The following is a 25,984-nucleotide window of genomic DNA, read 5'->3' as shown; positions in this document are numbered from 1 at the left end:
CCCGACCCTCTCCCGGGGGGAGAGGGAGGGAGGTTTGAGAGGGGCGTTGGAGAGGCGTATTGCTCGCGGCGGGGACCTCAGCCCGCGTGCTTGCGGGTTCGGCGGTCCACCGTCAGCGCGCCTCGTACCGCCATCGCCACCTCCGCCATCACCTCCGGCGTGAGATCCTGGTGGCACGGGATCTCCACGATGCTCCGCCGAAGCTGCATCACCTCGGGGAAGGCGGACGCGTCGCACGAGGGGTGCATGTGCCGCCAGAAGTCGATGGCCTCGATTCCCCGCGCGTGCAACCGCGCCAGCACCTCCGCCTTGTCCTCCACCACCAGCGGGTAGAAGAGTGGGCTCACTCCCGCAGGCAACTGGTTGAACAGCGGCGCCGATACGTCCCTCAGTCGTCCCAGCAGGAAGAAGTAGTTGCGCCTCCGCCGCTCGACGATGGCCTCCATGTCTTGCGCTTGGGCGATTCGCTTCGCGAACGGGCTCATCCCCAAGTCCACGTGCCGCCGATCGAAGTGCTGTGTCCCCGTGGCCACGCGCTCGATGTCCGCGGCCTTCACCGCCCCCTTGCCGAGGCTCCGGATGAAGCGGCGCACCCCACGTCCGAAGCTACCCCCACGCAGCTCCAGGTTCTGCAGCAGCGAGGAGAGCGTGTGGCTCAGCGTGGACGTGAAGGGCGGCGTGGGCGGCTCGGGCAGGCTGTATTGCCTTGGGCCATTGACGACGAGCGCCCCACCGTGCGGCAGCGGCAGCGTCTTGTAGAGGCAGAAGATGCCGATGTCTCCCGTCGTCCCCAGCGGCACCGAGCCGTCCGAGCTCAGCAGCGACAGCGCGCAGTCCTCGATGAGCGGCAGGCCGTGCTTGTCCGCCACCCGGCGCATCTCCTCGGCCGGGCTGGGAAAGCCCGCGTAGTGGATGAGGTAGAGCGCCTTCGTCTTCGGCCCGATGCGACGCTCCACGTCCTCCACGTCCACATCCCAGCGGCTTCCCACCCGGTAGAAGCGCGGCGTGGCCCCCGCATCCGCCACCGCCTCTACCTCCACCCCGTGGTGGTAGGACGGCATCAACACCTCGCCCTTGTCCAACCCCAGCATCTTCACCGTCAGCCAGACGGCGTTGCGGGCGAAGTAGAACCAGCGGACGTTGGGCGCGCTGAAGGGCATGAAGCCGCTCGGCTCACCGCGGCCCAGCAACATGCCCGGCCACAACGTCGGCAGGGCGGGAACGAACAACCGGGTATTCTTCACCGCTTCCATCTCGCCACCACCTCCCTGGCCACCGGGGCCCAGCGGAACTTCGCCGCGCACATCGCGCGGCCCAATGCCGTGTCGTTGAAGACGTAGAGCCAGGTGTGGCGGCGCACCTTGTCCGTCCAGTCGCGCTTCCACACCATGTCCGGCCCCAGGAAGTCGAACTCGCGCAGGCCCCGCGACATGCAGTCGCGCAGCACGTCCTCCATCAGGAGCTGGCCCGGGCTGCAGTCCCCCAGCGACTCGTCGTAGCCGGGCTTGAGCAGGAAGTAGCGCCCGCCGTACTCCAGCGCGTACTGGAAGGCCACCGCGCGCCCGTCCAGCCGCATGTAATAGAGCGCCAGCCGGCCCGCGTACCCCGCCGTGCGCGCCAGCTCCGAGTAGAAGCCCCGCGTCCGCACGTCCTGCGCCATCGCCGTCCCGCGCCGGCCCTTCCAGCCGCTCGCCTCCAGGCCGAAGCCCTCCTCCAGCTTCGCCTCCAGCTCCAGCCCGCCCTCCACCCTCTCCACCGTGACGCGGCCCTTCTCCTCCAGCTTGCGGCGCCGACGGCGGCAGTTGGCCTTGAACTTGGACTGCAGCGTCTGCTGGTACGCCTCCCACGAGCCCGGCAGCGGAATGTAGGGCGACTGCAGCGACTCCCACGTCCCCACCGACAGCCCCGCCGCCTTCGCCGCCTCGTACAGCGACCAGCCGGCACCGCCCTCGGGTACGTCCGTGAGCAGCAGCACGTCCCAGCTCCGGTCCGCGCGCAAGTACGAGAGAAACGCCTCCACGGCCACCTTGGGCTCGCGCGCCAGCACGTCAAAACGGCACGAGTGGGCGTTGGCCGTAGCGGAGAGCTGCCGCACCGGCACCCCATACATCGAGGCCCGCCCGGCCATCAGCGGCAGGGCCGCGCTGAGCCGGCCCGCTTCGTCGCGCAGTGTCAGCACGCGCAACCGCGACTCCGGGGCGAAGTTGTCCACCCATACCCGGATGAACTCGTGACGACAGAAGGGCTCGTCGGCCGTGGACTCCACGAGCGCGTTCCACTCCTGCTCGAGCGCCATGAAGGCGGCCCTATCCGACACCTCGATGACGCCTGGCGCGGGGGAGAGCTGTCTGGCTTCCATGTGAATGTGTCCGGCTCCTGACGGCGCGAGGCTCCCAGAGCCCGCGTGCGCCGGAAGGTGGTAACGGACGCGCCTGCCCACAACCCACACGCGGCATTTCCTCGGGCTCCCGGACACGAGCAGGCAGGGTGAGAGCGGGTGGTCCGGGCAGGCGAGCTGTCCGGTGTTCGACGTTCGTCCGGGCCGTCGCCTACGCTCGGGTCTCCATCCGCAACACTGAGGTCCCATGAGCACTCCGCCCCTCCCTCCCGCTGCGCTCGTCGGCCGACACGCCATCGTCTGCGGTGGCAGCATCTCCGGGCTGGTCACCGCGAGCGTGCTGTCCCACCACTTCGAGCGAGTGACCCTGGTGGAGCGCGACCATTCCGACGACGCGCCACGGCCGCGCAAGGGCGTCCCTCAGTCGACGCAGCTCCATGGCATGCACCTGCGGGGCATGAACATCCTCGGTAACGTCTTCCCCGGCCTCCAGGAGGAACTGCTCGCCGCCGGAGGAAGAGTCTTGGACATGACCGAGTCCCAGGCATGGTGCTCGGCCGGCGCCTGGTACCCGCGGATCCGCAGCGGGCTCGGCGTCGGCATCCAGAGCCGGCCGCTGCTGGAGTGGGTGATCCGCCAGCGCGTCCAGGGCCTGCCCAACGTGCGTGTCCTCGATGGCCGCGAGGTGACGGGCTTCCAGACGAGCGCGGACAGGGCCCGCGTCAGCGGCGTGCACCTGCGTGCCCCGGGTGGAGGCCAGGAGGAGACGCTCGAGGGCGAGCTGGTGGTGGACGCCAGCGGCCGCGGCTCGCGCACGCCCCAGTGGCTGGAGGCCCTGGGCTACCCCCGCGTGGAGGAGACACGCATCCACGTCGACGTGCGCTACGCCACCCGCCTCTACCAGAAGCCCGAGGGCTTCGAGCCAGGATGGGAGAGCATGGCCCTCTCACCCAAGCTGCCCGAGCAGCGAAGGCTGGGCGTGCTCCAACTCATCGAGGGGGGCCGCTGGCTGGTGACACTGGCAGGCTGGCTCGGTCAAGGCCTCGCGACGGAGGATGACGCGGGCTTCCTCGAGTTCGCCCGGGGTCTGACCCAGCCGCATCTCCACGAAGCCATCAAGAACGCCGAGCCGCTCGGGCCCATCCACCACTACCGCTTCTCGCACAACCAGCGGCGTCACTACGAGCGCATGCCCCGCTTCCCCGAAGGGCTGGCCGTGGTGGGGGATGCGTCCTGCTCCTTCAACCCCATCTACGGCCAGGGCATGACGGTGGGCGCGATGCAGGCCGAGGCGCTCGGAGAGTGCCTGCGCCAGGGCCTGGGCGGCGTGTCCCAGCGCTACCGCCAGCGGGTGGGCAAGTTGCTCCAGGTGCCCTGGTCCATGGCAACGAGCGGAGATCTCCGCTTCCCCGAGGTGGAGGGCAAGCGTCCGCCCGCGTTCGGCCTGACAAACTGGTACGGCGACCGCCTCCAGCGGCTCACGCTCCATGACGAGCAGGCAAGGCAGACGTTCTTCCGGGTGGTCCACATGCTCGAATCACCCGCGGTGCTGTTCTCTCCGCGGATGGTGTTCAAGGTGCTCACCGCCCGGCTCGACACCGCCCCCCAGCATCCCGCGCCGGAGCCGCTCGCCGCCAGGAAGCCCCAGTCCCAGGTGGCTTGACCGAGCGAGCAGTCAGGTGTTCGACGTTGAGGCGAGTTGTCGCCTACGCTTCAGGCCCTCATCCGCGGCACCGAGGTCCCCATGAGCACTTCGACATCCCTGCCCGCCACGTCCGCCGGAAAGCACGCCATCGTCTACGGAGGCAGCACCACCGGCCTGATCGCCGCGGGCGTGCTGTCTCGCCACTTCGAGCGTGTCACCCTGGTGGAGCGTGACCGCTTCGAGGACAGTCCCCAGCCCCGTAAGGGCGTCCCCCAGACGTCACACGTCCACGGCCTGCTCACGCGCGGCATGAATGTGCTGTGCGACGTCTTCCCCGGCTTCCAGGAGGATTTGAAGGCTGCCGGCTCCCACTTCATGGACATGACCGGGGACCATGCCTGGTTCATGGGGGGCCTCTGGCGCCCGCGCATCAAGTGCGGCCTCATCTTCTACGCGCAGAGCCGGCCGCTGCTGGAGTGGGTGATCCGCCAGCGCCTCCAGGCCCTACCCAACGTGCGCATCCTCGATGGCCGCGAGGTGACGGGCTTCCAGATGAGCGCGGACAAGGCCCGCGTTACCGGCGTCCAACTGCGTGCCCCAGGTGGAGAACAGGAGGAAACGCTCGAGGGCGAGCTGGTGGTGGACGCGAGCGGCCGAGGCTCGCGCACGCCCCAGTGGCTGGAGGCCCTGGGCTATCCCCGCGTGGAGGAGACGCACATCCACGTCGACGTCGTCTACGCGAGCCGACTCTTCCGGGCACCGCCGGGCTTCACCGCGGACTGGACGATGATGAGCATCGCGCCCGAGTTCCCCAGAGAAAAGCGACTGGCGGTGATCGAGAGAATCGAGAATGGCCATCTGCTCGTCTCACTCGGTGGCTGGCTGGGCACGCAACCGCCCATGGATGATGCCGGCTACGTCGAATTCACTCGGGGCCTGATCCAGCCACATATCCACGAGGTCCTCGAGAAGGCCGAGCCGCTCGGGCCCATCCACGTCTTCCGCTTCTCGCACAACCAGCGGCGCCACTACGATCGCATGGCGCGCTTCCCGGAAGGGCTCGCTCCCGCGGGGGATGCGTTCTGCTCCTTCAACCCCATCTACGGCCAGGGCATGACCACGGGCGCGTTGCAGGCGCATACGCTGGGTGAGTGCCTGCGCCAGGGCCTGGGCGGTGTGTCCCAACGCTACCGCCAGCAGGTGGGCCAGTTGCTGACGGTGCCCTGGAGCATGGCGACCAACGGAGACCTGCGCCTCCCCGAGGTAGAGGGCAAGCGTCCGCCCGCGTTCGGCCTGACGAACTGGTACGGCGACCGCTTCCAGCACCTCGCGAGCTACGACGAGGAGGCGCTGCGCACGTTCTCGCGGGTGATGCACATGCTCGAATCGCCCGCGGCCCTCTTCTCCCCGCGAATGATCCTGAAGGTCCTCACCTCCAGGCCCTCGGCCGCCGATCTGAAGCGCAAGCCGGAGTCCCCCTTCGCTCCCGCCGCCGCCAAGGGACAGGCGGCCTGAGCAGGCCGCTTCCCCTCGCTACAACCCGGTGCGCGCCATCTTCAGCAGGCAGCGCGCCACCTTCCGGCTGTCGTGCCGGATGCGCGGGCTCTCCTTGAGGAGGTCCGCCTCCACCGGTACGACGCCCGCGCTGATGAGGGCGCGACGATCCACCCGGACGGGGAACTGGCCCTTGAGGGCATAGCGCCGGGCGGCCTCCTCGGACAGCTGGGCGCCGTTGATCAGCACCGCGTCCAGCACCGGGCCCACGTGGTCGATGACGGCGCGCACGTGGTCCAAGCAGTCCATGCCGTCCGTCTCCCCCGGCTGCGTCATCAGGTTGGCCACCATCACCTTCAGCGCCCGCGACTCGCACAGCGCCTGGGCCACCCCGTCCACCAGCAGGTTCGGCATCACGCTCGAGTACAGCGAGCCCGGCCCGATGGCGATGAGGTCCGCGGTGCGGATGGCCTCGATCAGCCCATCCACCGGAGGCGGCGAGCGCGGGCTGAGCAGCACCTTGCGGATACGGCCATGGGCACGGCTGATGTTGCGCTCGCCCACCACCTCGGTGCAGTCCTCCATCTGCGCCACCAGCTGCACCGGCGAGGTGGTGCTCGGCAGCACCCGGCCCTTCACCCCCAGCAACTCTCCGGAGACACGCACCGCCTCCAGGAAGTCGCCCTTGAGCTCGGCGAACGCGGCGATCAGCAGGTTGCCCACCGCGTGGCCCGCCAGCCCTCGCTTCCCGGCGAAGCGGTACTGAAACACCTCGCTCAAGGGGCTGGTGCCCTTGCCACCCGCCAGGGCCACCAGGCAGTTGCGCACATCCCCGGGAGGCAACGTTCCGCGCGTGCGTCGCAGCCGGCCGGAGCTCCCTCCGTCATCGCTCATCGCCACCACGGCGGTGATGTCCAGCCCTGGATCCCCCAGCTTCGGATCCGCGCGCCGAGCCAGACCGCGCAGCACCATGGGAAGCCCTGTCCCGCCACCCATGGCGACGATCCGCGTCGGCCGGACGTCGAGCGCCTGCATCAGCTCGTTCCGGTTGGCCGTCCGGCGCCCCTTGCGCGCATCCCTCTCCCAGGCCTCGTCGAGAGGCAAGTCCGACGACTCGAGCATGTCCCATCCCCTCCAACGCCCACCCTCTACAACCCACCGCCGGGCCCCCGGCGATGTCACTCCACCCGAGCCGCTCCGGCCCGTACTGCCCTACCGCGCTCCCCGCGCCAGCAAGACGTGCCGCACGGTATGGAAGATGATGCCCATATCCAGGAACAGGGAGCCGTTCTTCACGTAGTACAGGTCGAACTCCAGCTTGTTGCGCGCGTCCTCCACCGAGGCCCCGTAGGGGTAGCGGATCTGCGCCCACCCGGTGAGGCCGGGCTTCACCGCCTCGCGCAGTCCATAGAAGGGAATCTCCTTCTTGAGCTGCTCGACGAAGATGGGGCGCTCTGGCCGCGGCCCCACGAAGCTCATGTCCCCCATCAACACGTTGAACACCTGGGGAATCTCGTCGATGCGCGTCTTGCGGATGAAGCGGCCCACCCGGGTGACGCGATCATCATTGGCCCGGGCCCACACCGCCCCGTCCTTCTCCGCGTCGGTGCGCATGCTGCGGAACTTCCACAGCCAATACGTCGTGCCGTTGAGCCCCACGCGCTCCTGCCGGTAGAAGAGCGGCCCCTTCGAGTCCAGCTTGATGGCCACCGCCACCAGCAGCACGAAGGGCGCGGCGCACAGGAGCAGCGCGGAAGCCACGAGGATGTCGAAGACACGCTTGGCCCACCGCCGGCCACGCGACACCGTCAGCTCGTCCGCGAAAACAAAGTCGCTGGTGCGCAGGTGCGCCACCGGAATCCGGCGCAGCACGCGCTCGCAGAAGCCAGCGGCCTCATACACCCGGCGCCCGGCCAGACGGCAGCGCAGGAGCGCCTCCATCCAGTTTGCCCCGCGCATGTCATCCGCCGCCTGCACCACGTACTCGGCCCCGAGCCGCGCGGCCGTCACATCCACCGGCTCGGCCTCGCGGCCAGCCACCGGCACGCGAGGGTCCACCAGCGCCACCACCTGGAAGCTGTCCTCACCGCCCTGCTCGATGGCGTTGGCCACCGCGTGCGCCTTGAGACCATCCCCCACGATGAGCACCCGGCTGGGGACACCCACCACCGCGCGCAGAGAAGAGCGCACCAGCAGCGTCCCCACCAAGGCCCCCACGGCCCCGCCCAGCAGCGCCCCTGGTGGCAGCCGCACCGGCAGCACCGCCGGCACCGCCAGCATCAACAACCCCACGACCGCCGTCGTCACCCCCGCGGCCTTGAGGAGCCGAGACCCTCGGCCCCGGTCCTCCGCCGCCACCCTCAGGTCGTACAGATCCATCAGGTACAGCGAGAACTGGAACGTGGGAACGAACGTGGCCCCCAGCAGCAGCAACCCCGGCATCGTCTGGGCCCACGGCAGATGGGTGTCCGCCGGCGCCAGCACCCTGGCGCAAGCCACCTCCCCCAGCAGACACGCCAGAGCAATGGCGGCGCCCTCGATGATGAAGAGCGTCAGCTTCCTGGATGAAAAGTAATGATGAAAAACCCGAAGCACGTATCTCCCTCCGACCGCCTCGCCCGTCCCTCCCTTGCCACTTCACGACACCCGGCCACGCCCCTCCTCCCGCGCGGCCGGGTGGCCTCGTCCGCCCGCTACTTCCGGACGTAGTTCTTCAGGTACGGGGTGTCGCTCATCTCCGCCCCGTTCAACACGCAACCCAGGATGGGCGCCCCACCCAGCTGATCCACGGCCTGGTTGACGGCCCGGGCCGGGGTGACGTTGGCGCGCACCACCATGAGCAGACCGTCCGTCTGGTGCCCCAGGATCGCCGAGTCCGCGAAGGGCAGCGTGGGCGGCAGGTCCACGTAGACCTCGTCGAAATGCTCGCGCACCACCTTGAGGAACTGCTTCATCTTCGCGCTGGCCAGGGCCTGGGTGGGCTCCTCGGGCGTGGCGCCCGCGGTGATGACGGCCATGCGCGTGGCGTGGAAGCGACGCACCAGGTCCCTCACCTCGCACTCCCCGCTCAGCAGCTCCGCCAGGCCCGGCCTGCCCTTGATGCCGAGCACGTCCGCCACCTGGCCGCGGCGCAGGTCCGCGTCGATGAGGAGGATGCGCCGGTCCATGTTCGCCCGGGCCGCCACCAGGGCCAGGTTCACCGTGGTGACCGTCTTGCCCTCGCCGGGCATGGCCGAGGTGATGCCCACCATCTTGAGGGGACGCAGCTCGCGCATCCGCTCCAGGCGGTAGTAGAGGCTGCGGTACTGCTCCGCCGCACCCGACGCCGGTGCCGTCAGCGACACCACCCGCTTGTCCACCGCGTTGGGCGAGCCCGCCGCGTCATCCACCCGGGGAAGGAAATTCCCCGCCCGTTCCATTTGCTGCTCCATTCCATTCCTCCCGGATTCCGCGTTGTTCACCCGAAGTCTCCTAGTTGAGTGGCGAGTCCGACGAAGACGGCGTCACCACTCCATTGCGGCCTCCCGTGGCGGGCATCAGCACCCGCTTCTCCGCCTTGCCCTGCATGTTCGGGACCACCGCGAGCACAGGGAGAGGCAGGCGCTCACGCAGCTCCTGGGTGTCGCGGATGCTGTCGTCGCGCATCTCCATCACCACGCCGGTGAGCACGCCCACGCCCAGGGCGAGCAGGAAGCAGATGAGCAGTCCGCTCAACCGATCCGGCTTCGCCGGGGCCACCGGCACACCGGCCGGCGAGATGGCGCTGAAGAGGCTCTCCGCGCTCTTGGCCTCGAGCTCCTGGGCCAGCTCCGCCTCCACCCGGCGGGACACCACGCTCTGGTACTTGGTGCGGGCAATCTCGTAGTCCCGGTTCAGCACGCCCAGCGCATGGGCCCACTGCGGGGTGCGATCCAGCCGCGCCTGATAGCTCTTGGCCTCCTGGTGCAGCGACTCGATCTCCTTCTGGATGGTGGTGATGAGGTCGGCCACGCGGGCGCGCTCCTGACGCTCGGCCCACTGGCGGCCCTCGGCGTCCTTGCGGCGCTCACGCATGGTGTTGAGCTCCGCGGCCAGGCGCTTCACCTCGGGGTGATCCGACGTCCACGTGGAGCGGGCGGCCACCAGCCCCTGGGTGAGGGAGTGCTCGGCGGTCTCCAACCGGCCGGCCTCGCTGTCCGCGGCGTTGCGGGCCCGCGCCAGATCGGAGCGCCGGGCCTCGGCCACGCGCAGCTCCTCGGACTTCGTCTGCAGCAGCGCGCCCACGCGCTCCAGCCCGCGCATGTTCATCTCCAGCTGCTCGGGCAGCTCGCCCTGGTGGTCCACCTTGAACTGGGCGATCTTCTTCTCCCAGTCGGTGACGCTCTTGGAGAGCGCGACCACCTCGTCCTCGAAGAGCTTCGTGGCGCGCGCCGCCTGTTCCTGGCGCGACTTCTGCGCCTGCTCGGCGAAGAGCTGTGGCAGCCGGTTGGCCACCTGCGCCGCCACGTTCGGATCCCCGTTCGCGTACGTCAGCTCGAAGGCGCTCTCCCCCTCCACGCGCACGGTGATGTCCTTGCGCATGCGGTTGACGGCGGCCTCCATTCCCTTGTCGGAGACAATGTCCGGATAGAGGTTCATCTCCTCGATGGCCTTCTGCAGCACCGGCCTCGCCATCAACTCCTGGCGGACGGTGAGCAGCCGCTGCTCCACCAGCTCACTGACGGTGCGCTGCACCATCTCCTCTCCGGGGCGCTGATGCTGCACGCGCACCACCGCCGTCGCCTCGTACACGCTCGGCTGGCTCAACACGATGGCGGCTCCCACCGCGAAAACTCCCAGCACGATGGCCCCGACCAGCACCTTCCGGCGCCACAATGCCTTGAGCACCTGGTCTGCCGTCATCCCACGCTCCATGTGCGCTCCTCCTCCTCGCTCCACGTGTCACCAAGCCTTCATGTGCAGCCGGATCGCTGCCACGTTCCGGGCCAGATTCACTCCAGCCGCCGCTTCGTCGACGCCCACCTGGGCGATGCGATCCACGGTCGTCTGCATCGATAGATACCGGTTGATCTTGAACTCGAGCCCCGCGCCCAGCGCGTAGCCCTGGGCCACCCGCGCGTTCTCATCCCAGGTGAAGGCCCCCTCCCCTGGCGCGCGTCCGTTGCGGAAGAAGCTGGCCACCCCGTAGACGGACACCCGGCCATTGAAGTGCCGGTTGAGCACCAGGCCCGCGAAGTCCGCCCACAGCGCGTTGGTGAAGCCACTCGCTCCCACCAGGTCATGCCCCGCCACAAAGCCCATGTCGAAGGGCCCCGCCTCGTGCAGCAGCTCCAGCCGCATCCGAGGAACCACGCCCCCGGTCCCCTCCGGCCCCATGAAGGACACCGGACCGCCGCGAGCCGTCAGGGTCGTCTGCCGCGACAGCCGGTAGCGCAGCGCGCCGGAGACACCGTGCGCCTGCTCGAAGCTGTCGCCAAAGATGAAGCCCTGGTAGCGGTACTCCAGTCCCAGCGACAGCCTGCGCGTGGTGCGCAGCCAGAGCTCCGCGAACGGGTTGTGCACGAAGCCCGGCTCCCGCCCCACCTCCAACACCCTCACGCCCTCGAACGCATAGCCGACGCCCAGGTCCACCGTCCGGCTCAGCCGCCCCGTCACGTACACCCGCGACTGACCGTAGAGGACAGGCTGGTTCGAGCGCGCCACGCTCTCACGCGGCAGCGAGGCAGGGTCCGTCACCCGATAGACGCCGCCGGACACCTCCACCCGCAGGCGGCGCGACAGCAGCTTGCGCACCGTCAACCCGCCGCGGTGATCCAACGTCACCCGGCCGGTGCCGTGCCGCATCAGCACATCCGCCGCGTAGAAGCTCTCCAGCGTCAGCGTCGGATCCTTCAGGTCCAGCCCGACCCGCGGCGTGACCTTGGTCATGAACTGACCGCCCGTCGCGCCGGCGTCATTGAGCCGGAAGTCATCGTCGTAACGCTCCTCGAGCGTCACCCGGGCCCGAGGCTCCACGACCGTGCCCGCGAGCGCGGCCGGAGAGGTCCCCACGACCGCCGCCGCCAACCATCTCTTCCAGGAAACCCTCACGGCACCCTCCATCCCCACGCTCCGACCCAGAACCACGCCCTCCGGTGCCCCACCGTGCTACGGCACGATGATGGTGTCGCCCGGCCGCAGGATGAGCGGCTCGTACTTCTCCGGCTCCTCCACCAGCTCGCGGTAGCTCACGGAGATGTAGTCGCTCCCCGTGGTGCCCGAGCCACCCGTGCCCGAGCCCTCCGCCGTGGCGGCCTGCGTCGCCCCCGAGCGGCGCAGGACGACGATGGCGTCGCGATCCGCGAAGTCCGTGAAGCCGCCTGCCAGGGCAATGGCCTGGAGGATGGACACCCGGCCACGCAGCGGGTAGGCGCCGGGGTGCGCCACCTCTCCGGTGATGAAGACGCGGCTGCTGTTCACCTCGCGGACGATCACCGTGACCCGGGGCTCCTGCACGTACGGCTTGAGGGCCTCGCGGAGCTCATCGGCCAGCTCATTGGGCGTGCGGCCCTCGGCCCTCACCTCGCCCACCATGGGCAGGGAGATGAAACCATCGGGCCTCACCGGCAGCGTGCGAGAGAGATCCGCATCACGCCACACCGCCACATCCAGGACGTCCTCACGACCGATGCGGTACGGCTGGTCCGAATTGTCCACCCGCGCCGTGGTCCGGTGGGCGCACCCCGACAGGAGGAGCAATCCCAGCACCACCCACCACCTCGCGCTCGTCTTTCCCATCGCTCGCCTCTCCCCAACGCCCCGGGCCTCCAGAAAGGACAGGGGCCACATGTTCGCGGGAGGCATAAGCAGCGGGTGTGCCAAAGGACTCAGGCAAGCAAAGTCCCCGGATCGTCATGGGTTACGCTCTACACCCCAGCGGAAGCCGGTGGGATGTCCGGGAAAAAATTCCGGCATCGGCCCATGGGGCGTGCGCGGCTCACTCTCCCTTTCTCCCTCACTGTGGGAACTGCATTTCCCACGCTGTCCCAGCTCTTTTCCCACTTCCTCGCAGCAAAGCGTGGCACGCCGCTTGAAATCATCTCCCGAGAAACCCAGGCCCAGACAGGGCCAGGGTGAGTGAGGAGCGGACGGCGGCTATGAGCAAGGCGGCGGCGGGTGCGGTGATCGCGATGTTCACGGTGGGCGCGGGAATGATGACGCTGCTCGGCTCGGTGCTGGGCTCCTACGCGGAGGCGGCCACGCTGGCGCTGGTGGGCGTGGGCCTGTTCGCGGGCAGCTCCGTGCTGGGCGGCGGTAGCAAGGTGACGGTGCCCTCGGCAGGCATCGCCAAGGAGGCCTGAAAAAGCTACGGGCGCCGGAGGGACCAGGCTTGGAGGCCCGCTCCGGTGGGGAAGAACAGTGCCCACCTGTCGAGGTGGTTACGCAAGGTGGGCACGTTCATGGAGCAGGCTCGCCCGGCATCCTGGCCGAGCGAGCCCTGGCGGGCCCAGCGGCCGCTCAGTCGATCTCGATCGGGCAGATATTCTTCACGCAGCAGTTCCAACAGGTGGTGTGGGAACCACCCGCCAGCTCACATGCGGAAACGCACCGGGCCATCTCCTCGGTGATCTGGGTGCCCTCGCTTCCCGGAGTGATGAGGTTGGAGGCATTGGCCGACGCGCCCCCAAGGCCCAGACCGAGCAGAAACACGCTTGCAACGAGCAGGTTCTTCTTCATCTCTTACTCCTCCAGTGAAGTGCGCCCCGACTCGGGGCGTGAGCCAGCATAGCCCGCGGAGATAGAAGAAAAGGCCTTTCCTGCTCGGGCCAGACCTCGTCACGCTCTCGTGGCACTGCATTTCTACGTATCCACTGTTTTCGGGTTTTGCTATCCTCTACCCTCGACGCATACGGGGCGGAGCCTGTCGCGGTCCACCGCGCCCGGAAGCGAAACGCTCACGCCGAAAGCAGAGGGGGTAGACATGAGAAGGCCAGACGCGCGGAAGGGAGCCACGCGCTGTCTCGTGCTGGGAGTGCTGGCGCTGGCAGGTTGCGGCCGGGGGGACGCAACCGCTGACGCAGCAACCCCGCGGAGCAGCGCCGCGGCCCTGGATTCCGGACGGGATCTGGTGGTGAAGGAGCTACGGGGCCCGGCCAGCGTATGGCCCGGGCAGAGCTTCACGGCCACCGTCAAGGTGTGCAACCAGGGCACCGACACGAGCTACAGCAGACCGCTCGTGGAGCTGTTCCTGTCGACGGATGCCGAGCTGACCATGCCGGCGCCGAACGTTCCGCCGAACGAGGTGGCGGACCAGGCGCTCATCGGCTCCGTGGAGATGTCCGAGCTGTACCCGGGACAGTGCGAGACCCGAAGCGTGTATGCGCATGCCAACCTGCCGCTCTCGGCACAGGGCGACGGCGCGTACTACCTGGCGGCCGCCGTCGACACCACCCATGTCGAGCAAGAGGTGCACGAGGACAACAACATCCTCGTGAGCGGGCTGATGGGCGTGGGCCACCGGGCCGACCTCGTGGTGACCTCGGTGAAGGCGCCGGCCAGCGTGCGGAATGGACCTGGCTTCCAGGCCACGGTGGAGGTGTGTAACCAGGGCACCTCCCCCACCAGCGGCGGCTCCTACTACCCGTACTACGACAGGTCCCGGGTGGAGCTGTTCCTGTCCATGGATGCCGAGCTGACGCTGCCGGAGCCGGGCAGTCCGTCCCCGAGCATCCCGACGGATCAGGTGTCCATCGGTTACGTGGAGGTGGACAACCTGTACCCGGGCGGTTGCATGAAGAAGACCGTGTACGCCTCCAGCGCCCTGCCGCCCGCGGCCCAGGGCGACGGTGCGTACTACCTGGTGGCAGCCGTCGACACGAACCGGCTGGAGCAGGAGCTGCGTGAGGACAACAACGTCCTCGTGAGCGGGCTGATGGGCGTGGGCGATCGGCCGGACCTCGTGGTGACGGAGGTGCGTGGCCCCGCCAGCGTGTGGCCTGGTCAGAGCTTCCTCGCCACGGTGAAGGTGTGCAACCAGGGCACCCATCCGACCCAGGGCGGCTATTACTCCGGCGCACGGCTGGACCTGTTCCTGTCGGAAGATGCGACGATCTCGATGCCGGCCCCCGGACAGCCGGTGGACCCGATGCCCATCGCGTCCGTGAACCTGACCCAGCCGCTGTACCCGGGGCAGTGCATGACGCAGAGCGTGCCCGCACACGCCATGCTGCCACCGGAGGATCCGAGCGACAGTGCGCACTACCTGGCGGCCGCCATCGACACCAACCATGTGGAACAGGAGCTGCGTGAGGACAACAACGTCCTCGTGGGTGACCTGATGGGCGTGGGCTACCGGCCGGACCTCGTGGTGACGGAGGTGAGTGCCCCCGCCAATGTGTGGTCTGGCCAGAGCTTCCAGGCCACGGTGAAGGTGTGCAACCAGGGCACGGGCACTACCTTCAGCTCCTACCCCGGAGCGCGCCTCGAGCTGCTCCTGACGACGAATTCCGAGGTGACGCTGCCGGACCCGTACATGCCGTCGCCCTACCCGCCGGTGGATCAGGTGACCATCGCGGAACTGCAGCTCGAAAGGCTGTACCCGGGCAGCTGCGTGACGAAGACCCTGCCCGCGTACGCCCACCTGCCGTACACGGCCAGGGCGACGGTGCGTACTACCTGGTGGCCGCCATCGACACCACCCATGTGGAGCCGGAGCTGCGCGAGGACAACAACGTCCTCGTGAAGGGCCTGATGGGCGTGGGCAACCGCGCCGATCTCGTGGTGACGGAGGTGAGCGCTCCAAGCAGCCTGGAATACGGACAGGGCTTCACGGCCTCCGTGAAGGTGTGCAACCAGGGCACCAGCCCGGCTGGCGGCTACTACTACCCGTACACCACGTCGCGCCTCGAGCTGTTCCTGTCGATGGACGCCGAAGTGACGCTGCCGGACCCGTCCCAGCCCTACTACAGCCTGCCGGCGGACCAGCGGTCCCTGGGGTACCTGGAGCTGTACGAGACCCTGTATCCCGCTCAGTGCGTGACGAAGAGCCTGTATGCCAACGCTGACCTGCCGCCCGCGGCAATGGGGATGTACGGCGCGTACTACCTGGCGGCCGCCATCGACAGCCAGCAGAGCGAGCAGGAGCTGCGCGAGGACAACAACGTCTTCGTGAAGGGCCTGGTGGGCGTGGGCAACCGCTCCGACCTCGTGGTGACCGAGCTGAAGGCCCCGTCCAGCATGCGGCACGGACAGTCCTTCACGGCCTCGGTGAAGGTGTGCAACCAGGGCACCACTTCCACCGGCGGCTACTACAGCACGCCGCGCCTCGAGCTGTTCCTGTCGATGGACTCCGAGGTGACGCTGTCGGACCCGTCCATGCCCTACTCGGGCCCGCCGGCGGACCAGATGCCCATCGGGTCCCTGGATCTGTATCAGACCCTGCAGCCAGGGCAGTGCGTGACGAAGAGCGTGCAGGGCAACGCCAGCGTGCCGCCCGCGACGATGGAGATGGATGGCGCGTACTATCTGGCGGCCGCTATCGACACCACCCATGCAGAGCCGGAGCTGCGCGAGGACAACAACGTCTTCGTGAGCGGCCTGGTGGGCGTGGGCTACCGGCCCGACCTCGTGGTCACGGCGCTGAGCGCGCCGGCCAGCCTATGGAACGGACAGGGCTTCACGGCCTCGGTGAAGGTGTGCAACCAGGGCCACTCCACCTCTAGCGGCTCCTACAGCAGGTCGCGCCTCGAGCTGTTCCTGTCGACGGACGCCGAGGTGACGCTGCCAGACCCGTACATGCCCTACCCGGGCCCCCAGATGGACCAGATGTCCATCGGGTACGTGGAGCTGGACCCGCTGTCTGAAGGCAGTTGCGTGACGAAGAGCGTGTACGCCAACGCTGACCTGCCGCCCGCGGCGATGGGGGAGAATGGCGCGTACTACCTGGCGGCCGCTGTCGACACGACCCACGTCGAGCAGGAGCTGCGCGAGGACAACAACGTCTTCGTGAGCGGCCTGGTGGGCGTGGGCAACCGCTCCGACCTCGTGGTGACGGAGGTGAGCGCTCCGACCAACGCCAACTCCGGACAGTCCTTCACGGCCTCGGTGAAGGTGTGCAACCAGGGCACCAACCCCGTCAGCGGCACGCCGCGCCTCGAGCTGTTCCTGTCGGCGGATGCCGAGCTGACGCTGCCGGATCCGTACAATCCCTACCCGGGCCCGCAGATGGAGCAGACGTCCATCGGCTACGTGGAGCTGTACGAGCCCCTGTATCCCGCGCAGTGCGTGACGAAGAGCGTGCCCGCCTCCGCCAACCCGCCACCAACCCCGCAGGACCAGGGCCCGTATTACCTGGTGGCCGCCATCGACACGAACCACGCCGAGCAGGAGCTGCGTGAGGACAACAACGTCCACGTGAAGGGCCTGATGGGCGTGGGCTACCACTCCGATCTCGTGGTGAGCGAGGTGAGTGGCCCGGCCAGCATCGGACCTGGCCAGAGCTTCACGGCCTCGGTGAAGGTGTGCAACCAGGGCACCGACTCCACCAGCGGCTCCCCCTCCGCGGTGCGGCTGGAGCTGTTCCTGTCCACGGACACGGAGCTGACGCTGCCGGACCCGTACTCGCCCTGGCCGAGCACGCCGCTGGATCAGATCTCCATCGGGTACGTGGAGCTGAACCAGCATCTCTACGCGGGGCAGTGCCTGACGCAGAGTGTGCCCGGCTACGCCTCGCTGCCGCCACAGGCGCAGGAGGATGGCGCGTACTACCTGGTGGCCGCTGTCGACACGAACAATGCCGAGCAGGAGCTGCGCGAGGACAACAACGTCCGCGTGGGCGGCCTGGTGGGCGTGGGCAACCGCTCCGACCTCGTGGTGACGGAGGTGAGTGCCCCGAAGAGCGTGGAGCCCGGCCAGAGCTTCACGGCCTCGGTGAAGGTGTGCAACCAGGGAACTGGACCCACCAACAGCGGCTCCTCCTACGGGCCGCTGCTGGAGCTGTTCCTGTCCATGGATGCCGAGCTGACGCTGCCGGATCCGAACACGCCCTCACCCTCTCCCATGGATCAGATCTTCATCGGGTCCGTGGAGCTGAACCAGTCCTTGAATCCGGGGCAATGCGTGACGAAGAGCGTGTCCGCCAACGCCTCGCTGCCGCCACAGGCGCAGGGAGATGGCAGCTACTACCTGGTGGCCGCTGTCGACCCGCACCACTCCGAGCAGGAGCTGCGTGAGGACAACAACGTCCATGTGAGTGGCCTGATGGGCGTGGGCTACCGCTCCGACCTCGTGGTGACCGCGGTGAGCGCTCCGCTCAATGTCTGGAATGGCCAGAACTTCACGGCCTCCGTGAAGGTGTGCAACCAGGGCACGTCCCCCACCAGCAGCGGCTCCTACTACGGACCGCAGGTGGAGCTGTTCCTGTCCACGGATGCGGAGCTGACGCTGCCGGACCCGTACTCGCCCTGGCCGAGCACGCCGATGGATCAGATCTCCATCGGGCAGGTGGAGCTGAACCAGTCCTTGAATCCGGGACAGTGCGTGACGAAGAGCGTGCCCGCCTACGCCTCGCTGCCGCCACAGGCTCAGGGCGATGGCGCCTACTACCTGGTGGCCGTCGTCGACTCCGACCACTTCGAACAGGAGCTGCGTGAGGACAACAACGTCTACGTGAGCGGGCTGATGGGGGTGGGCTACCGGCCCGACCTCGTCGTGACCCAGGTGAACGCGCCGGCCAACCTCGGGCCTGGGCAGAACTTCACGGCCTCCGTGAAGGTGTGCAACCAGGGCACCGAGCCCAGCAGCAGCTCTCCCTATGACACGCGGCTGGAGCTGTTCCTGTCCATGGATGCCGAGGTGACGCTGCCGGATCCGTCCATGCCCTCCCCGTTCCCGCTGGTGGACCAGCAGTCCATTGGGTACGTGGAGCTGAGCCAGCGACTGTATCCGGGGCAGTGCGTGGCGCAGAGCGTGCCTGCCTACGCCTCGCTGCCGCCGCAGGCCCAGGGCGATGGCACGTACTACCTGGCGGCCGCCATCGACACGACTCATGCCGAGCAGGAGCTGCGTGAGGACAACAATGTCCACGTGAGCGGCCCGGTGGGCGTGGGCTACCGCGCCGACCTCGTCGTGACCCAGGTGAACGCGCCGGCCAGTGTCGAGCCCGGCCAGAGCTTCACGGCCTCCGTGAAGGTGTGCAACCAGGGCACCGAGCCCAACAACTCTCACTATGACACGCGGGTGGAGCTGTTCCTGTCCACGGATGCGGAGCTGACCCAGCCGAACCCGCCCATGCCGCCCTCGGGCCCGGTGGTGGACCAGCAGTCCATCGGGTACGTGGAGCTGAGCCAGCGGCTGTATCCGGGGCAGTGCGTGACGCAGAGCGTGCCCGCCAACGCCTGGCCGCCTCCGGACTTCATGGGGGATGGCGCGCTCTACCTGGCCGCCATGGTCGACACGACCCATGCCGAGCAGGAGCTGCGCGAGGACAACAATCTCCACGTGAGCGGCCTGATGGGGGTGGGCTACCGGCCCGACCTCGTGGTGACCCAGGTGGACGCGCCAGCCAACCTCGAGCCCGGCCAGAGCTTCACGGCCTCGGTGAAGGTGTGCAACCAGGGCACCGCCCCCACTCAGAACTACTCCTACTGGTCGGAGGTGGAGCTCTTCCTGTCCACGGATGATGAGCTGACGCTGCCAGACCCGAGCAATCCGCCCACGAGCCCGTCGACGGACCAGCATTCCATCGGGAACGTGCAGCTGGAGAAGAGCTTGTTCCCCGGGCAGTGCGTGACGAAGAGCGTGCTCGCCAACGCCTGGCCGCCTCCGGACTTCATGGGGGATGGCGCGCTCTACCTGGCCGCCATGGTCGACATGAACCATGCCGAGCAGGAGCTGCGTGAGGACAACAACGTCCACGTGAGCGGCCTGATGGGCGTGGGACACCGGCCCGACCTCGTGGTGACCGGAGTCAGCGCTCCGGCCAACATGCAGGATGGCCAGGGCTTCACGGCCTCGGTGAAGGTGTGCAACCAGGGCACCGAGCCCACCAACTCCTATGGGGCTGCGGTGGAGCTGTTCCTGTCGATGAATGCCGAGCTGACGCTGCCCGCTCCCGGCCAGCCCCCGCCTCCGGGAACGATGGATCAGGTGTCCATCGGTATCGACAACCTGGACGAGCCCCTGCATCCGGGGCAGTGCGTGACGAAGGACATGCCCGCCAGTGCCTACCAGCCGCCCGCGGCCCAGGGCGATGGCGCCTACTACCTGGTGGCCGTCGTTGACGCCCACCACTCCGAGCAGGAGCTGCGTGAGGACAACAACGTCCACGTGAGCGGCCTGGTGGGCGTGGGCTACCGGCCCGACCTCGTGGTGACCGGAGTCAGCGCTCCGGCCAACATGCACGATGGCCAGGGCTTCACGGCCTCGGTGAAGGTGTGCAACCAGGGCACCGCCCCCACCAACTCCTACGGGGCAGCGGTGGAGCTCTTCCTGTCGATGGATACCGAGCTGACGCTGCCCTCTCCGGGCCAGCCTCCGCCTCCGGGAACGATGGATCAGGTGTCCATCGGTATCGACAACCTGGACGAGCCCCTGCATCCGGGGCAGTGCGTGACGAAGGACATGCCCGCCAGTGCCTACCGGCCGCCCGCGGCCCAGGGCGATGGCGCCTACTACCTGGTGGCCGTCGTTGACGCCCACCACTCCGAGCAGGAGCTGCGTGAGGACAACAACGTCTACGTGAAGGGCCTGGTGGGCGTGGGTTACCGACCCGACCTCGTGGTGACCGGAGTGAGTGCTCCGGCCAACCTGGAGGATGGCCAGAGCTTCACGGCCTCGGTGAAGGTGTGCAACCAGGGCACCGTCCCCACCAACTCCTATGGCACGAGGGTAGAGCTGTTCCTGTCGATGGATACCGAGCTGACGCTGCCCGCTCCCGGCCAGCCTCCGCCTCCGGGAACGCAGATGGATCAGGCGCCCATCGGCGGCCTGGACCTGGACCAGCCTCTACAGCCGAACAGTTGCGTGACGACGAGTGTCCTGGCCCATGCCTACCGGCCGCCCGCGGCCCAGGGTGCTGGCGCGTACTACCTGGTGGCGGCCATCGACACCAACCACTCCGAGCAGGAGCTGCGCGAGGACAACAACGTCTACGTGAGCGGCCTGATGGGCGTGGGCTACGGGCCGGACCTCGTGGTGTCCGAGGTGAGCGCGCCGACCAACGTGGAAGGTGGCCAGAACTTCACGGCCTCGGTGAAGGTGTGCAACCAGGGCACCTCCACCACCAACTCCTATGGGACGGCGGTGGAGCTGTTCCTGTCCATGGATACCGAGCTGACGCTGCCCTCTCCGGGCCAGCCGCCCCCGCCTCCGGGCATGACACAGGACCAGCAGTCCATCGGAGGCGTGAACCTGACCCAGAACCTGCAGCCTGGGCAATGCGTGACGGTCAGCGTGCCAGCCTACGCCTCGCCGCCACCCGCGGCTCAGGGCGATGGTGCGTACTACCTCGTGGCCGCCATCGACCCGTACCAGTCTGAACAGGAGCTGCGCGAGGACAACAACGTCCACGTGAAGGGCCTGATGGGCGTGGGCTATCGGCCGGACCTCGTGGTGACGGAGGTGACGGCTCCTGCGAGCGTGATGGACGGACAGCCCTTCACGGCCTCGGTGAAGGTCTGCAACCAGGGCACCACCCCCACCCAGAGCTACTCTTATGGAGCGGCGCTGGAACTGTTCCTATCCATGGATACTGAGCTGACGCTGCCCTCTCCGGGCCAGCCGCCCCCGCCTCCGGGGATGCTGATGGAGCAGGCGCCCATCGGGTACGTGAACCTGGACCAGCCCGTGCAGCCGGGCAGTTGCGTGACGAAGGATGTGTCCGCCAACGCCTACCGGCCGCCCGCGGCGCAGGGCGATGGCGCGTACTACCTCGTGGCCGCCATCGACACGAACCATGCCGAGCAGGAGCTGCGCGAGGACAACAACGTCCACGTGAGCGGCCTGATGGGCGTGGGCTACATGGCCGATCTCGTGGTGACCGAGGTGACGAGCCCGGCCAGCATGCAGAGCTGGCAGAGCTACACGGCCACGGTGAAGGTGTGCAACCAGGGGACGGTGGCCTCCCAGGGCACGGCCTGGCTGCAGGTGCTGCTCTCGACGGACGACCAGCTCACGATGCCCGCTCCTGGCAATCCGATGTTCGACCAGACGACGATTGGCAGCATCGACGTGGAGCCGCTGCAGCCGGGCAGCTGCGTCACGAAGGACGTCTCCGTCTACGCCTCCCCGCCTCCTGGGTCCCAGGTCCAAGGGACGTACTACCTGGGCACCCTGATCGACATGGAGCGCTGGGTGCAGGAGCTGCGTGAGGACAACAACATCCGGACGGAGCGCATCGTCGAGCTCACGCCGTAGCCTCAAGATGGTGACCGGTACGCGAGGAGGACTGCCTCGCGTACCGGTCGGAAGCAGAGCCGGAGCCAGTGAAGACCGGAGTGCACTGAGCCCTCGTCTGCTAGGGTGCGCGCCCATGGCATCCACCCCTCTCCGCACCTTCTACCCACCCATCGAGCCCTACAACACCGGCCGTCTCCGCGTGTCGCCCATCCACGAGATCTACTTCGAGGAGAGCGGCAACCCGAAGGGTAAGCCGGTGGTGTTCGTCCACGGTGGGCCGGGCAGCGGCACGGATCCCAAACAGCGGCGCTTCTTCGATCCGGCGGCGTACCGCATCGTCCTGTTCGACCAGCGGGGCTGCGGCAAGAGCACGCCCTTCGCGAGCGTGGAGGAGAACACCACCTGGCACCTGGTGGAGGACATGGAGACGCTGCGCCGCCACCTGGGCATCGAGCAGTGGCTCGTCTTCGGTGGCTCGTGGGGCAGCACGCTCTCGCTCGCGTACGCGCAGAAGCACCCGGAGCGCGTCTCGGAGCTGGTGCTGAGAGGCATCTTCCTGCTGCGCCAGCAGGAGATCCGCTGGTTCTACCAGCACGGCGCGCACACCATCTTCCCGGATGCGTGGGAGGACTACCTCGCGCCCATCCCTCCCGAGGAGCGGGGGGATCTGGTCCAGGCCTATCACAAGCGACTGATGGGCGATGACCCCAAGGTGCGCCAGGAGGCGGCACGGGCCTGGAGCATCTGGGAGGGCCGCACCAGCTACCTCGCCCCCAACGCGAACTACATCGCGCACCTGGGCGAGGACGAGTTCTCCCTCGCCTTCGCACGCATCGAGTGCCACTACTTCATCAATCGCGCCTGGCTGAGCAGCGACACCCAGCTCCTGGACGACGTGCCCCGCATCCGCCACATCCCGGCCGTGATCGTCCAGGGCCGCTATGACATGTGCTGCCCCATGGACAGTGCCTGGGCGCTGCACAAGGCATGGCCGGAGGCGGAGCTGAAGATCATCCCGGACGCCGGGCACGCGGCGTACGAGCTGGGCACCACGGACGCGCTCATCGAGGCCACGGACCGGTTCCGCAAGTAGCAGGGGGCGCTACGGCTGCAGGTAGAGCGGCCACCTCGGGCGGCGACAACGGCGTGTGCCGGCCGGGCCTCATCGATTAGCCGAGACCCCTGGCGCTCCGAGGACGTCCCACCGGGTGTCTCCGAGACCCGGTGGGGTCCACACACTTCTCAGCCCCCGTGCTTCTCGATGAGCTTGCCGATGCGGGGGATGGCAGCCTCGACGTTCTTCTTCGCGGTGCCGCGGAGCTTCTCGTAGGTGCCCTTGACGAGGCCGCTCTGCGCGTTGCGGACCTTCCCATCGGTGATGGAGAGCAGGGCATCCGCGGCGCGCCCCGCGTTCGTCGAGATGTGGGCCCCGACCGGCTTCCCGCCCGTCTTGGCCTCCTGGTAGAGGGGATCAAGCGCCTTGGCGAAGTCGGGGAGGAGATCCACGACGGCGTGCCGGATGAAGCCGGGCTTGATGTTCTTGACCGCGCTATAGCCCGCCTTGATGGCGAGCCCCGAGATGCCGCCCTTGTCGGCGACCTCGGCGTCGATGAGCGCGCAGCAGTCGTCGACGACCGCCGCCTTCTTGTTCTCGTTGGTCAACGTCTCGGTGAGTGACGCCATCGAATCGTGCCTTTCGTTCACTGGACGGAGCGCGCCCGAAGGCCGCGGAATCCTATCCGGTCCGCCCGGGCGCATAGCACATCCCGCGCATGGGAGGGCCCTCGCTGCTCGGGCCGCTCCATCAGGTAAACACCCTTGGGGGCCGAATCAAGGAGCGGCCCCACAGGTGTCCGGGTCCTGTCACGTGCGAGGTCTGCCAGCACCCGTGGACAAGAGCGCGAACCCGAGCGGCAGCAAGGCGGCTCCCGCCAGCACCGGGGCGGCCCCCCAGGGACCGAGCAGTCCCCCCGCGAGTGCGCTTCCCCCAGCCACCCCCAGCGACCAGCACGCGCTGTAGAAGGAGAACCCCTCCGCGTGCCGCAGAGGGGGCACCGCCTGCTGCAGCAGGAAGGTCAACGTACCGGTCAGGGGCGCGAGGAAGAGTCCAGCGGCGACGAGCCACACCGCCAGCCCCTGCACGGAGGCCATCCACCCGAGTGGGAGCAACGACAGCCCCCATGCCAGCAGCAGGCCCCGCGCGCGCCAGGTGCCATCCAGACGGCCGGGAGCCATCGGCAGCACCGCATGGGCGAGCCCTCCGGCGACGCTCGCGGCCGAGAGCAGCGCGGCCAGGGCCCCCCAGAGCGAGGCGCTGGAGCCAAGCTCCTCGAGGCGCGAGGGAAAGGCGGCCTCCATCGCGCCCCAGCTCAGCCCGAGGATGGCCACCATGCCTAGCACCCGTGGAGCCCCGGGCGTCCGCCACACCGGCGTGGTGGGCATGGGGGTGGCCGGTGGGGAGAAGCGCTCGGGGAGCCCCAGGCACAGCACACTCGCCACGAGTGCACTCGCGCCCATCAACCCCAGCGCCACCAGGGGCGAGCCCGAGATGGATGTCACGCCCACCAGCAGCGGGCCCACCACCCACTGCAGCTCCACCAGCACCGCATCGAGCGCGAAGGCCGCCTCGTGACGTCCAGCGGGAGCCACCGAGGAGAGCAACGCGCGGAAGCCTCCTTGAAGGCCGGAGGGCATCACGCCGAGCAACAGCGCGAGGATCAGCAGCACCGGAGCGGGCGCTCGCACCAGGGCCGCCACCGCGAGCCCCAGGACGAGCACGGCCTGCCAGAGGAGCCCGCGCCGGAGTCCCGCGTTGAGGCCGGTGCGATCCAACAGCCGACCTCGCGAGGGCGCCACGAGGGCAGAGCCCACGGCCTGGGCACTGGCCATCCATGCACCGAGCGTGAAGGAGTCACTCGCCCAGCGTCCGGCGAGCAGCAGGGTGAAGGCCGTCATCGTTCCGGGCAGCCGGGCGAAGAACGCCGCCAGCACCCAGCGCCGCCAGACGGGGTCGCGCCAGAGGTCCCGGGCGGGAGCCAGTCGCATCGTCGCGGCCATGGGAAGGTACCTCCTCGCTCGAAATCACGCCGCGGAATGGGGCGGACGAGCGGGGAAAGGATGCTCGCGGCCCCCTGGAGCGACAATCGATTAAGGTGCCCGGGTACGGTGAGTTTTTCTCACAACCCCCTCGTGAGTCATGACGCCTCCCCTTCCCCCGCTCAATGCCCTCCGTGCCTTCGAGGCCGCCGCGCGCCATCGTCATCTGGGACGCGCCGCGCGTGAGTTGGGTGTCACCCATGGCGCTGTGAGCCGACAGGTGCACCACCTCGAGGAACACCTGGGTTGCCGGCTCTTCACTCGCACCGGGCGGGGCTTGGAGCTCACCGAGCGGGGACGGGAGCTGGCCGAGCGCGCCACGCGCATCTTCGCGGAGCTTGCTCTGGCGGTGGATCGCGTCTCCGCCAACCCCACGCCGGCCACGCTCGTGGTGGGTGCACCGCGCGCCTTCGCCACGCGGTGGCTCGCGCCCCGGCTCGGGGGCTTCTGCGAGACGCACCCGTGGATTGAGCTCCGGCTGGATGGCTCGCGTGACGAAGCCGAGCTGGGACGCGGGGAGGCGGACGTGAGCATCCGTTTCGGCGAGGGCCCCTGGCCGGGCGTCGTCGTGGATCCACTCGGTGAGGAGCGGCTCTTCCCGGTGTGCGCGCCCTCGCTGCTCCACGGCCCGAGGCCACTGCGGAGCGTGGAGGATCTGCCGAGGCACACGCTGCTGCACTACGCCGACACACCGGACTGGCCGAACTGGCTCGCGGCGGTGGGCGCCCTGGGAGTCGACGTGACACGAGGGCCGCGCTTCAGCGAGATGACCGCATTGCTCTCAGCCGCTGAAGCCGGCCAGGGCCTCGCCATCGCGCGCACCTCGCTGGTGCAGCATGAGTTGCAGAGCGGCCGGCTGGTCCGGCCCTTCCCAGGGGAAGCGGTGGATGGGAGGGCCTATGTGCTCCTCACCACGGCGCGCGCCCAACGCCAACCCAAGGTGAGCGCCTTCCGGGCCTGGCTGCTCCGAACCGCGAACCCGTCGAGCTAGTGGAGTGTCCACGAAGTTCGCGGACACAGTCGTGTTGCGCATGATCCCTCTCCCAGAGGGAGAGGGG

The 25,984-nt window shown here is 68.5% G+C and carries 18 protein-coding genes; 7 read left to right on the top strand and 11 right to left on the bottom strand.

The features are described from left to right. Positions 1 to 77: 77 nt before the first annotated feature. Together OV287_RS23755 and OV287_RS23750 are read right to left on the bottom strand one after the other, a co-directional pair. On the bottom strand, positions 78 to 1,253 hold the full coding sequence (locus OV287_RS23755; RefSeq protein WP_267536318.1) for a DegT/DnrJ/EryC1/StrS family aminotransferase: 1,176 nt from the start codon (positions 1,251 to 1,253) through the stop codon (positions 78 to 80). Further along, positions 1,241 to 2,359, bottom strand: a complete 1,119-nt coding sequence (locus OV287_RS23750) for a GNAT family N-acetyltransferase (RefSeq protein WP_267536317.1) — start codon at positions 2,357 to 2,359, stop codon at positions 1,241 to 1,243. The genes OV287_RS23755 and OV287_RS23750 overlap by 13 nt, the downstream gene beginning before the upstream one ends. A gap of 226 nt (positions 2,360 to 2,585) precedes the next feature. Between OV287_RS23750 and OV287_RS23745 the strand changes: the two genes are divergently transcribed. Together OV287_RS23745 and OV287_RS23740 are read left to right on the top strand one after the other, a co-directional pair. After that, positions 2,586 to 4,001, top strand: coding sequence for an FAD-dependent oxidoreductase (locus tag OV287_RS23745; protein WP_267536316.1), 1,416 nt, complete (start codon positions 2,586 to 2,588; stop codon positions 3,999 to 4,001). An 81-nt stretch (positions 4,002 to 4,082) separates the two neighbouring features. Next, entirely contained in the window at positions 4,083 to 5,498 is a 1,416-nt protein-coding gene (locus tag OV287_RS23740) for an FAD-dependent oxidoreductase (protein ID WP_267536315.1), read from the top strand. An 18-nt stretch (positions 5,499 to 5,516) separates the two neighbouring features. Here the strand turns inward: OV287_RS23740 and OV287_RS23735 are convergent, their stop codons facing one another. The 6 genes from OV287_RS23735 to OV287_RS23710 all read right to left on the bottom strand — a co-directional run bounded on the left by OV287_RS23735 (position 5,517) and on the right by OV287_RS23710 (position 12,233). After that, positions 5,517 to 6,599, bottom strand: a complete 1,083-nt coding sequence (locus tag OV287_RS23735; protein WP_373371842.1) for a gluconeogenesis factor YvcK family protein — start codon at positions 6,597 to 6,599, stop codon at positions 5,517 to 5,519. A gap of 90 nt (positions 6,600 to 6,689) precedes the next feature. Further along, entirely contained in the window at positions 6,690 to 8,072 is a 1,383-nt protein-coding gene (locus OV287_RS23730) for a sugar transferase (RefSeq protein ID WP_267536314.1), read from the bottom strand. A gap of 98 nt (positions 8,073 to 8,170) precedes the next feature. Continuing rightward, positions 8,171 to 8,908 (bottom strand): CpsD/CapB family tyrosine-protein kinase, encoded by a 738-nt coding sequence (locus OV287_RS23725; protein WP_267536313.1) that lies wholly within the window; start codon positions 8,906 to 8,908, stop codon positions 8,171 to 8,173. 40 nt (positions 8,909 to 8,948) lie between these two features. Continuing rightward, positions 8,949 to 10,370 (bottom strand): GumC family protein, encoded by a 1,422-nt coding sequence (locus OV287_RS23720; RefSeq protein ID WP_267536312.1) that lies wholly within the window; start codon positions 10,368 to 10,370, stop codon positions 8,949 to 8,951. 27 nt (positions 10,371 to 10,397) lie between these two features. After that, a complete protein-coding gene (locus OV287_RS23715; RefSeq protein WP_267536311.1) occupies positions 10,398 to 11,546 on the bottom strand; it encodes a porin family protein in 1,149 nt (382 codons plus the stop codon). 57 nt (positions 11,547 to 11,603) lie between these two features. Further along, positions 11,604 to 12,233: a polysaccharide biosynthesis/export family protein gene (locus OV287_RS23710; protein ID WP_267536310.1), complete on the bottom strand. Its 630-nt coding sequence runs from the start codon at positions 12,231 to 12,233 to the stop codon at positions 11,604 to 11,606. A gap of 359 nt (positions 12,234 to 12,592) precedes the next feature. On the opposite strand from OV287_RS23710, the gene OV287_RS23705 reads away from it, so the two are divergent. Then, a complete protein-coding gene (locus tag OV287_RS23705; protein ID WP_267536309.1) occupies positions 12,593 to 12,796 on the top strand; it encodes a hypothetical protein in 204 nt (67 codons plus the stop codon). 157 nt (positions 12,797 to 12,953) lie between these two features. Here OV287_RS23705 and OV287_RS23700 read toward each other — a convergent pair whose 3' ends face one another. Next, on the bottom strand, positions 12,954 to 13,172 hold the full coding sequence (locus tag OV287_RS23700; RefSeq protein WP_267536308.1) for a hypothetical protein: 219 nt from the start codon (positions 13,170 to 13,172) through the stop codon (positions 12,954 to 12,956). 244 nt (positions 13,173 to 13,416) lie between these two features. Between OV287_RS23700 and OV287_RS23695 the strand changes: the two genes are divergently transcribed. From OV287_RS23695 to pip, 3 genes are all read left to right on the top strand, one after another. Further along, positions 13,417 to 15,177 carry a CARDB domain-containing protein gene (locus tag OV287_RS23695; protein ID WP_267536307.1) on the top strand — a complete coding sequence of 587 codons (1,761 nt, stop codon included), beginning with the start codon at positions 13,417 to 13,419 and terminating at the stop codon, positions 15,175 to 15,177. Beyond that, positions 15,114 to 21,848: a CARDB domain-containing protein gene (locus tag OV287_RS23690; protein ID WP_267536306.1), complete on the top strand. Its 6,735-nt coding sequence runs from the start codon at positions 15,114 to 15,116 to the stop codon at positions 21,846 to 21,848. The genes OV287_RS23695 and OV287_RS23690 overlap by 64 nt, the downstream gene beginning before the upstream one ends. Positions 21,849 to 21,963: 115 nt before the next feature. Then, on the top strand, positions 21,964 to 22,923 hold the full coding sequence (pip, locus tag OV287_RS23685) for a prolyl aminopeptidase (protein WP_267536305.1): 960 nt from the start codon (positions 21,964 to 21,966) through the stop codon (positions 22,921 to 22,923). A gap of 149 nt (positions 22,924 to 23,072) precedes the next feature. On the opposite strand, the gene OV287_RS23680 is transcribed toward pip, so the two are convergent. Further along, positions 23,073 to 23,513 carry a DUF6918 family protein gene (locus OV287_RS23680; RefSeq protein ID WP_267536304.1) on the bottom strand — a complete coding sequence of 147 codons (441 nt, stop codon included), beginning with the start codon at positions 23,511 to 23,513 and terminating at the stop codon, positions 23,073 to 23,075. 180 nt (positions 23,514 to 23,693) lie between these two features. Then, entirely contained in the window at positions 23,694 to 24,887 is a 1,194-nt protein-coding gene (locus OV287_RS23675; protein ID WP_267536303.1) for an MFS transporter, read from the bottom strand. Between the two features lie 139 nt (positions 24,888 to 25,026). Here OV287_RS23675 and gcvA point away from each other — a divergent pair, with 139 nt between their 5' ends. Further along, complete coding sequence (gcvA, locus tag OV287_RS23670) at positions 25,027 to 25,917, top strand: transcriptional regulator GcvA (RefSeq protein ID WP_267536302.1); 891 nt, start codon at positions 25,027 to 25,029, stop codon at positions 25,915 to 25,917. Positions 25,918 to 25,984: the final 67 nt, after the last annotated feature.

The organism is Archangium lansingense (assembly GCF_026626635.1).
Taxonomy (GTDB): Bacteria; Myxococcota; Myxococcia; order Myxococcales; family Myxococcaceae; genus Archangium; species Archangium lansingense.
Note: the sequence above shows the minus strand (reverse complement) of the source record. Positions and strands in the feature narration are given on the sequence as shown.

What these genes read in the sequence shown, in the direction of transcription:
- OV287_RS23710 (WP_267536310.1), bottom strand. Translation starts at nt 12,233, where the DNA reads ATGGGAAAGACGAGCGCGAGGTGGTGGGTGGTGCTGGGATTGCTCCTC.
- OV287_RS23750 (WP_267536317.1), bottom strand. Translation starts at nt 2,359, where the DNA reads ATGGAAGCCAGACAGCTCTCCCCCGCGCCAGGCGTCATCGAGGTGTCG.
- OV287_RS23700 (WP_267536308.1), bottom strand. Translation starts at nt 13,172, where the DNA reads ATGAAGAAGAACCTGCTCGTTGCAAGCGTGTTTCTGCTCGGTCTGGGC.
- OV287_RS23735 (WP_373371842.1), bottom strand. Translation starts at nt 6,599, where the DNA reads ATGCTCGAGTCGTCGGACTTGCCTCTCGACGAGGCCTGGGAGAGGGAT.
- OV287_RS23725 (WP_267536313.1), bottom strand. Translation starts at nt 8,908, where the DNA reads ATGGAGCAGCAAATGGAACGGGCGGGGAATTTCCTTCCCCGGGTGGAT.
- OV287_RS23740 (WP_267536315.1), top strand. Translation starts at nt 4,083, where the DNA reads ATGAGCACTTCGACATCCCTGCCCGCCACGTCCGCCGGAAAGCACGCC.
- OV287_RS23720 (WP_267536312.1), bottom strand. Translation starts at nt 10,370, where the DNA reads ATGGAGCGTGGGATGACGGCAGACCAGGTGCTCAAGGCATTGTGGCGC.
- OV287_RS23680 (WP_267536304.1), bottom strand. Translation starts at nt 23,513, where the DNA reads ATGGCGTCACTCACCGAGACGTTGACCAACGAGAACAAGAAGGCGGCG.
- OV287_RS23745 (WP_267536316.1), top strand. Translation starts at nt 2,586, where the DNA reads ATGAGCACTCCGCCCCTCCCTCCCGCTGCGCTCGTCGGCCGACACGCC.
- gcvA (WP_267536302.1), top strand. Translation starts at nt 25,027, where the DNA reads ATGACGCCTCCCCTTCCCCCGCTCAATGCCCTCCGTGCCTTCGAGGCC.
- OV287_RS23695 (WP_267536307.1), top strand. Translation starts at nt 13,417, where the DNA reads ATGAGAAGGCCAGACGCGCGGAAGGGAGCCACGCGCTGTCTCGTGCTG.
- OV287_RS23705 (WP_267536309.1), top strand. Translation starts at nt 12,593, where the DNA reads ATGAGCAAGGCGGCGGCGGGTGCGGTGATCGCGATGTTCACGGTGGGC.
- OV287_RS23755 (WP_267536318.1), bottom strand. Translation starts at nt 1,253, where the DNA reads ATGGAAGCGGTGAAGAATACCCGGTTGTTCGTTCCCGCCCTGCCGACG.
- pip (WP_267536305.1), top strand. Translation starts at nt 21,964, where the DNA reads ATGGCATCCACCCCTCTCCGCACCTTCTACCCACCCATCGAGCCCTAC.
- OV287_RS23675 (WP_267536303.1), bottom strand. Translation starts at nt 24,887, where the DNA reads ATGGCCGCGACGATGCGACTGGCTCCCGCCCGGGACCTCTGGCGCGAC.